Source organism: Pseudomonas sp. REP124 (assembly GCF_020164475.1).
Taxonomy (GTDB): Bacteria; Pseudomonadota; Gammaproteobacteria; order Pseudomonadales; family Pseudomonadaceae; genus Aquipseudomonas.
The window spans coordinates 1-7,019 of sequence record NZ_JAIQWX010000227.1; the positions used below are offsets into that span (position 1 = coordinate 1).

6 protein-coding genes and 1 pseudogene are annotated in these 7,019 nt (G+C 59.5%); 2 read left to right on the forward strand and 5 right to left on the reverse strand.

Annotated features, from left to right (window positions below):
* Positions 1–156: 156 nt before the first annotated feature.
* Positions 157–1,050 (reverse strand): polyphosphate kinase 2, encoded by an 894-nt coding sequence (ppk2, locus tag K9857_RS29060; protein WP_224541824.1) that lies wholly within the window; start codon positions 1,048–1,050, stop codon positions 157–159.
* Between the two features lie 224 nt (positions 1,051–1,274).
* Between ppk2 and K9857_RS29065 the strand changes: the two are divergent.
* Positions 1,275–2,209 (forward strand): annotated as a pseudogene (locus tag K9857_RS29065) (Ppx/GppA family phosphatase).
* 133 nt (positions 2,210–2,342) lie between these two features.
* Here K9857_RS29065 and K9857_RS29070 read toward each other — a convergent pair.
* The 4 genes from K9857_RS29070 to K9857_RS29085 all read right to left on the reverse strand — a co-directional run bounded on the left by K9857_RS29070 (position 2,343) and on the right by K9857_RS29085 (position 6,134).
* The gene (locus tag K9857_RS29070; protein WP_224541815.1) at positions 2,343–2,906 is read right to left on the reverse strand and encodes an SCO family protein; all 564 of its coding nucleotides are present in this window, start codon (positions 2,904–2,906) and stop codon (positions 2,343–2,345) included.
* Positions 2,907–2,909: 3 nt separating this feature from the next.
* Complete coding sequence (locus tag K9857_RS29075; RefSeq protein WP_224541817.1) at positions 2,910–4,046, reverse strand: hypothetical protein; 1,137 nt, start codon at positions 4,044–4,046, stop codon at positions 2,910–2,912.
* Entirely contained in the window at positions 4,043–5,602 is a 1,560-nt protein-coding gene (locus K9857_RS29080; protein ID WP_224541819.1) for a multicopper oxidase family protein, read from the reverse strand. The genes K9857_RS29075 and K9857_RS29080 overlap by 4 nt, the downstream gene beginning before the upstream one ends.
* A 295-nt stretch (positions 5,603–5,897) precedes the next feature.
* Positions 5,898–6,134, reverse strand: coding sequence for a hypothetical protein (locus K9857_RS29085; RefSeq protein ID WP_224541820.1), 237 nt, complete (start codon positions 6,132–6,134; stop codon positions 5,898–5,900).
* A 197-nt stretch (positions 6,135–6,331) separates the two neighbouring features.
* Between K9857_RS29085 and K9857_RS29090 the strand changes: the two genes are divergently transcribed.
* On the forward strand, positions 6,332–6,664 hold the full coding sequence (locus K9857_RS29090; RefSeq protein ID WP_224541822.1) for a hypothetical protein: 333 nt from the start codon (positions 6,332–6,334) through the stop codon (positions 6,662–6,664).
* Positions 6,665–7,019: the final 355 nt, after the last annotated feature.

The window sequence follows — 7,019 nt, forward strand, 5'->3', positions numbered from 1 at the left end:
GCGGGCAAGCCTCGCTCCCACAGACAAGCGGTTCGCAGAAATTTCAGTTAAGCGGCGGGCAAAAAAAAGCCGCCCATAAAGGGCGGCGGGAAAAGCACGCGGTGTATGCCGTCAGTATTGCGGCAGCAAGGTTACAAATTCATTACGGCCAGATCTTCAGTAAACCTGCGGCACAATGATTTCCGGCGGCGTCGGGTTGCGCGAGTAGTCTTCCTGACGCACACGCTCCGGCAGTTCGATCGCTGGCAACTCCACTTCCTCATACGGCATCTGGCTCAGCAGGTGATGAATGCAGTTGAGCCGCGCCTTTTTCTTGTCGTCAGCCTGCACCACCCACCACGGGGCTTCGGCGATGTGGGTGCGTTCGAGCATGATTTCCTTGGCCTTGGTGTAGGCCTCCCAGCGCCGGCGGGATTCCAGGTCCATGGGGCTGAGTTTCCATTGCTTGAGCGGGTCGTGAATGCGGCTCAAAAAGCGCAAATGCTGTTCCTGATCGGAAATCGAGAACCAGTACTTGATCAACTGAATGCCGGAGCGCGCGAGCATCCGCTCAAACTCAGGGACGGTGCGGAAGAACTCTTCGTACTGGTCTTCGTTACAGAAGCCCATCACTTGCTCGACACCGGCGCGGTTGTACCAGCTGCGGTCGAACAGGACGATTTCACCGGCGGCCGGCAGGTGCGAGACATAACGCTGGAAGTACCACTGGGTGCGTTCGCGGTCGTTGGGCGCGGGCAGGGCGGCAACTCGGCAGACCCGCGGGTTGAGCCTTTGGGTGATGCGCTTGATCACGCCACCTTTGCCCGCCGCATCGCGACCTTCGAACAGAATCACCACCTTGTGCCCGGTTTTCACCACCCAGCTCTGCAGCTTCACCAGTTCGCCCTGCAGGCGAAACAGCTCGCTGAAGTACTGCCGGCGCTCCTGCCGTTGCGGGCTGTCGCCCAGGTGATCGCTGAACAGTGCGCCGAGGTCGTGATCGTCCTCCATCAACTCCAGTTCCAGTTCTTCGTCACTGTGGTCGAGCAGCTCGCGGTGGATGCGTTGCATCAGGGTGTCGTTGGTCAACAGCATGGTCAGAACTCCGACGAAGGTGGAAATCAGCATGCTATGTCGGGGTATGTGACGGTGTAGTGACGAACAGGTGATGGCAGATTTAATTGGCTTGTCATCGGGATGTCACCGAGTACGTGGCAGGATCGTCGCGAATAGCTTCAGCGTGCGGTGCAACGCCGCTGCCGGGCCGACAAGAAAAACTGCCAGGAACCTCAACCATGAAAGGTGACGCCTCCCTTTTTGCTGCCATTGACCTGGGCTCCAATGCGTTTCGCCTGATGATCGGCCAGCCGGTCAAGCGTAACCAGGCGTTCATGATTCGCGAGCTGAAAACCCTGCGTGAGCCTGTGCGCTTGGCCGAAGGGTTTCAGGGCGGGGCGCTGGATGAGCTTGCACTGGATCGCGGCTGGCAGGCGCTGGCGCGCTTCGGCAAGAAACTGCGAGGTTTTGAGCAAGGGCGAGTGCGGGCCGTTGCAACCAGCGCGTTGCGCGAAGCGGAAAATGCCGATCTGTTCCTGGCCAGCGCCGAACGCCACCTGGGGTTTCCCATCGACGTCATCTCCGGGCAGGAAGAAGCCCGACTGGTCTATGCCGGCGTGGCCCACCGAAATCCCTGTGCCGAGAGCATGCGGCTGGTGGTGGATGTCGGCGGCGGCTCGACCGAGCTGATTCTGGGGCGGGGCAGTGAGCCGCTGGTCTCCCAGAGTATCGCCATCGGCAGCGGCACTTTCGGTGCACGCTACTTTGCCGGCGGACGCATCACCGCCCAGGCGCTGCTCGAAGCGGAGCTGGTCGCTACCCTAGAGTTCGACAAGGTTGCCCGTCGCTATCGTGCCCAGGGTTGGCAGCAGACCATTGGTTCTTCAGGCACGGCACGCATGCTGGCTCGGATTCTCATGCCAATGGCCTCAACGATCCAGGCCAGGACGGCATCACCTACAGCGGTTTGTTGCGTCTGTCGTTGCGGCTGCTGGAAGTGGGGCACGTGAAGAAGCTCAAGCTGGCGGGGTTGCAGGCCCATCGCATGAGCATCCTGCCGGGTGGGTTGGTGCTGATGCTGGCGGCATTCAAGGTGTTCGGCATCAACCACATGACTCCGTCGGAGCCGGGCCTGCGTTTTGGTGTCCTTCACGGCCTCATGTCGCGGCACTGAAGTACACATCCCCCCTGTAGGAGCGAGCATGCTCGCGATGGACGTCAACGATAACGCTGGCTGCCTGACACCCCACGGTGAATGTGCCTCCATCGCGAGCATGCTCGCTCCTACAGTGGGGCGGTGAACGGTTTTAGCGACCAGCCGCATCCGCCAACGCCGCCACCACCTGCTTCTCGATTTCCTTCTCATCCAGCCCACGCCCGAAATGCTTCAGGTAGCGCCCCTGGCTGTCGAGCAGGAACAGAATGGTCGAGTGATCCATCATGTAATCCCCCGGCTTGTCCCCGGTGGGCACTTTCTTGTAGTACACGTGATAGGCATCGGTGATGCGTGTGATTTCCTGCGCCGAGCCGGTCAGCCCGACGAAATCGCTGGCGAAGTAATTCACGTATTCCTTGAGCTTTTTCGGCGTGTCCCGCTCGGGGTCGATGGTCACGAAGATCGGCCGTACGCTGATGCCTTGCTGCTGTTGCAACTGGCGACTGATGCGGGCCATTTTCGCAAGGTCGGTCGGGCAGATCGCGGGGCAGGTCATGAAGCCGAAATACAGCAGCGCCGGCTGGCCAAAACTGCGCTCGTTGACCCGCTGGCCATTCTGGTTGGTCAACTGGAACGGTCCGCCGATATCGGTGCGGGTCGCGGCCAGGGTGCTCGCGGTCATTGCCGTCAACAGCAGTGCTATCAGCCACTTCATCCTTTAAAAACCTCCGGAATAGGTCACCGCCAGGCCGACCAGCTCGGACATCTGGCCGTCCTCTTTCTGGGTGCCGGCGGACACCCCGAGCTTGATCTGGCCGGTAATGTTGTAAGTCACGCTCAGCTCGTTCAGATAATCCTGGCGATCCGCGCCACCCGTTGATTCGCGATGCTTGTCGGTGCGGGTTGCGCCGACGGACCAGTCGCCGAAATCGAAGGTCAGCGAGGTGGTCAGGTAGCGGGTGTCGTTGCCCTTGATCCCGCCTTCGCTTTCCACATCGGCGAACTCGATGAAAGGCACGATATCGAAGTACCGCCCCTCCAGCGTTGGCTCAAGATCGGTGCTCGGCTCCCAGGCCCAGATGTAGCGGGCCGAAGCGATCTTGATGGTCTCATCGTCCTCGCCCGGCGGCGTGGCTTGCGTCTCGTCCTCGGCCTGTTTGTTGAACATGTAGCCGGCCTGCATTTCCAGATACGGAATCGCCGGAATCGCCAGCCAGTTCACCGTCACCGCATAGGAGTCGAGCTTGCCGGTGTTGGAAGGGCCGCCGTCGCTGCGCTCCAGCTTCTCGCCATGGCGCAAGTACGGGCGACCGAGGAATGAATTGTCCGCGGTGTAGATGCTGACGTTCGGCTCGATCATCCCCAGGCGCTGGTCGAAAAAGCGGTAAGCAACCGTCCCGCCGAGCATGCCGTCCAGATCGTAGGTGCTGACGAAATCCTCGGTGTACAGGCCGGGTGCCTGGTCCTGGGCGCGCCCGAAGGGCACGTGGTATTTGCCGACCATGAACGCCGAGTTGGCGTTGTTCTGGTAGTAGTTCAGATCATTGATCACCAGGCCCACGTCCTCGAAGAAACGCTTCTGCCCTGGCTCCGGCCCGTCGATGGGGTTGATCTCGGCGGACAGCTGGATCTGCTGGTCATGGGTGAAGCGGAAGTAGAAGGTCGCGTTGATGTCCGGGTAGGCGTCCGTGCTGTTGCGATTGCCGCCCTGGGGCGAGTCGGAATGCACGTGGTCGTATTGGAAGGTCGCGTCGTAATCCATGCCGACGTTGGGGTACTGCCCGTCATCGGCCAGGGTGGCTTCGACGCCGCACACCGATCCCATCACTAACATTGCCAGGCGATAGTTGTTCATGGCGCGAACCCCTTATCGACCTGCGACTTGACCAGCGGGCTGGACGCTTTCGGGTCCTGTCCGGTGTTGCGCAGGTAGGAGCACAACTGGTTGTTTTCACCGTACAGGCCGCCCAAAGGTTCGAGCTTGACCGCCTGCTCGTAGTCCTCCGGCTTGACCACCTGAATCGCCTGCATCATGCCGCCGTCCTCGTGTTCGAGGATGTGGCAGTGGTAGACGAACTTGCCGAGGATCACCGGATCGCGGAAGGGGATGCGCACGGTGATCGAGCCGGTGGCGGGGATGAACACGTTGTCGCGGTAGCCGCTGAACTCCACCTTCTTGCCGTTGATCTCGGTGACCTGGAAATCGACCTGGTGGATGTGGAACTGGTGCAGTTCCTGGGATGGATTGAACAGCCGCCACTCTTCGACATCGCCGAGTTTCACCGTGGTGTTGACCCGGTCCAGCTCGAAGCGCGTGCCGTTGATGAGGAACGCGTTAGGGTCGGTGTCAGAGTCCTGGAAGGCGAACTGGCGGGTCTTGTTCACCGCGATCTTGCTGAAGTCTTCGGCGGGCGGGTAGGCGCTGGTGATCTGTTTGGTCGCGACCTGCGCGCCGCTGGAACGCAGGATCGCCAGCTTGGCCGCCGGGTACTGATCGCCCGCCGGCCCGGTGTTGCCTGAACCTGCTTCGATTTCATAGGTGCCGGCTGGCGGCCCGACCACCAGCACGCTGAAGCGCGCCGACGGCCCGATCAGTACCTGTTTGGCATCGACTCGACGGGTCACGGTATTGCCGTCGCGGGACAGCACCTGCATCGTCTGGCCATTGATCTTGATGCGGAAGTACTGGTTGGCGGCAATGTTAATGAAGTGCCAGAGCTGGGTTTCCCCGGGCTTGATGTCGATGGTGGGCACTTCCTGGCCATTGATCGTGCGGATCGACGGTGCGCTGGTGATGATCTCGCTGGCGACTTTGCCGGTCAGGGTTTTCTGGAAGTTGCGCAGCACCAGCACCTGTTCCTTGATGCCCTTGAGTTCGGGGAAGGGGTCGAGCATGCCATCCACCAGAATCGGCCCGGCGATCCCCGCCGAGACCTGACGCTGGGAGCCGCCGTGGAAATGGCTGTGATACCAGTAGGCGCCGGGGCTGTGAGCCAGCGGCAACTTGACGTTGTACTCGCCGACCTTGTGCGGTGGGGTCACGCGGAAAATATTGTCGCCTTCGTCCAGTGGCGACACCTGCATGCCGTGGAAATGCAGATTGGTGATTTCGTCCATGCGGTTGTCCAGGCGAATCGCCATGGTTCCGCCCGGCCGGGTGCGAATCAGTGGCGAATCGTAATCGCCGTTGAACACCAGGGACACGTAGCGCTCATTGCCCACATTCACCTGCTGCTCGGCCGCCGTCAGCGTGGCATGGGTCACGCCGCTGGCATCGTAGGTGAACTCGGGGTTCTGCCGCAGAGGTGGCGAGGCGGGCTCGCTGGCGTGCTGCGTTGAGCAACCGGTCAACGCGATAGCCAGAAGGCTCGCGCGCAGTGCAAGGGGACGGACGCTGAAAGCTCTGGGCATGATCGCGACCTTCGTTGGCCTGCCGATGAACTACGAATGCAGTTCGCCTGTGTGTTGCCTGTGTGTTGCCGTAGCTGAGCCGCGGCCACACCGCGCCAACCCGCATCCTGTATGAGATACAGGCTGTTGCGCGCAACTTTTCGCAGTCTAGAACAGCAATGATGGCACGCAAGTTTTTGCGAATTTCTGCTATTCACTATCCGATGAGTTGCATCTTTCAGAAGTTAAACCTGTCATTTACATCAGTGGGCGATGCAAAGGCTGGTTATCAAATAGTGTTGTTTTGTTGAAACAGTCAGAGATCTTTCTTCTCCTCTTTATCAAGATGTTTGTCTTCCTTGTGCCGTTCTTTATCCAGTTTCTTTGCTTCCTTATCGATATCTTTTCCATCGCGATCGACATCGTGGTCCAGGTCTCGCATGCCGTCGCGGACGTCTTTCTCGATATCGTCTTCGGCGTGGGCGATACCGATGTAAGACGTTGCACCGGTGATTAACAATGAGGCGATGAGGACTGTTCTGAGTACGCGCATTTTTGAAGGCTCCTTTTCTGATTGGGCTATTGCTTGCATTAGAGAATAAAAACTAGTTGCAACGACTGGTTTACGCCAAGCCATTGGTCGTTTGGGCAAGTGCACCGGCTATCAGAATTTCGCCTGCAGGGCGGGCCGATTCAAAGGTGTGGATTACGCTAATCGGGGCCCGTTCTTTGTGATGACGAGGTGTATCAATGACAGCCGAGCGCAACAGTTCGCTGGATGACGATATCTGCGTCCACATCTTCGCCTCGTCCGGGGCGATGGTGGGGGTTTGTCTGACGGTGGTGGGGATTCTTCGGGTGGTGATCAATATTCGCCAGGAGGATTTGATCGGGCAGAATCTGTTGGCGGTCAATGCGATCATTTATCTGATGACCTGTTTGATTGCGTATTGGGCGCTGCGTACGCGCAGGGCCAAACGTAATCATCGGTTGGAGCGGATTGCGGATGGGTTGTTTTTGTTTGGGCTGACGCTTACGACTGTTACTACGGTGTTCATTACGATTGCCATGTCTACGGCTTGAAAGAGGTTCCTGTGGCTTGCCCGCGTCCTGTTTTCTCGGGTGTCCCCCGTTCAACTGTGGGAGCTGGCTTGCCAGCGATGGCGGCCTGATAACCGACCTGACTCTTGTGGATGTACTCGGTTCAATTGTGGGAGCGAGCCTGCTCGCGATGCTTTTGGGTACATATCCATTTTTGCGGTAACGGCCGCTATTGGTTCCGCCCTTACGGCGGGTCACTTGGAAAAGCGCCAAGTAACCAAGCGCTTTTATCCCCTGACGTACGGCCCTTCGCTTAGGCTCAGGGTTCCCTCGCTCCGGTCCTGCTCCGTGGGCCCGCCGCCATCGGCCATCCATGGCCGGGGGCGGCTAACCCGGC

Bases quoted from the DNA above. Each gene is read 5' to 3' on its own strand.
- K9857_RS29085 (WP_224541820.1), bottom strand. From the start codon at position 6,134: ATGCGCGTACTCAGAACAGTCCTCATCGCCTCATTGTTAATCACCGGT.
- K9857_RS29090 (WP_224541822.1), top strand. From the start codon at position 6,332: ATGACAGCCGAGCGCAACAGTTCGCTGGATGACGATATCTGCGTCCAC.
- K9857_RS29080 (WP_224541819.1), bottom strand. From the start codon at position 5,602: ATGCCCAGAGCTTTCAGCGTCCGTCCCCTTGCACTGCGCGCGAGCCTT.
- ppk2 (WP_224541824.1), bottom strand. From the start codon at position 1,050: ATGCAACGCATCCACCGCGAGCTGCTCGACCACAGTGACGAAGAACTG.
- K9857_RS29070 (WP_224541815.1), bottom strand. From the start codon at position 2,906: ATGAAGTGGCTGATAGCACTGCTGTTGACGGCAATGACCGCGAGCACC.
- K9857_RS29075 (WP_224541817.1), bottom strand. From the start codon at position 4,046: ATGAACAACTATCGCCTGGCAATGTTAGTGATGGGATCGGTGTGCGGC.